Genomic DNA, 514 nt, shown 5'->3' on the forward strand with positions numbered 1-514 from the left:
CCGCCGAGCCACCCACCTTCCACGCGACGACCGAGAAGTTCGATGGAATCGATTCTTCCACGGGCACAGCTCGCTCGTCCAGGACGCGCGAACTCGTTGGGCGAGCAATCCAGCACCGGAAGGCGTCCAGCACCCGGTTGCGCCGCTCCGACGTGACCGGTCCGGAGTCGTTGAGCCCGTAGGACACCCTGCTCGCCGAAACCTGGGCATGCTCGGCCGCGCCCTTCGCAGTCGGCCGCTTGCGCCTGCGGTCGGACTGCGGCACGTCGCGCTGCCTCCTACCCGTTCCACTGGGGCCTCCACGCGTGCCGCCCGGGACGGTATCGAGGTCCACAGGACGGCGTAGTGCGAACACCCGACGCACTCCGGCAGCGCCCGGTGCGCAGCGAGGTCGGAGGGTGAAGGAGACCTCCGCGATCGACGTCCGCGGTGGCACCGAGTGCGACCGTTCCGGTCGGCTTCGCGGTCGACGCCGTCGAGCACGCCCTGCGGGCCGAGCTCGACGGGGCGATCC

The 514-nt window shown here is 70.8% G+C and carries 1 pseudogene; it reads right to left on the minus strand.

The annotated features are described in order from the left end of the window. Window positions 1–265, minus strand: a pseudogene (locus PKE99_RS38710) (hypothetical protein); the annotation flags it as partial. Window positions 266–514: the final 249 nt, after the last annotated feature.

Origin of the sequence: Pseudonocardia halophobica, from assembly GCF_027922425.1 — a bacterium.
Taxonomy (GTDB): Bacteria; Actinomycetota; Actinomycetes; order Mycobacteriales; family Pseudonocardiaceae; genus Pseudonocardia; species Pseudonocardia halophobica.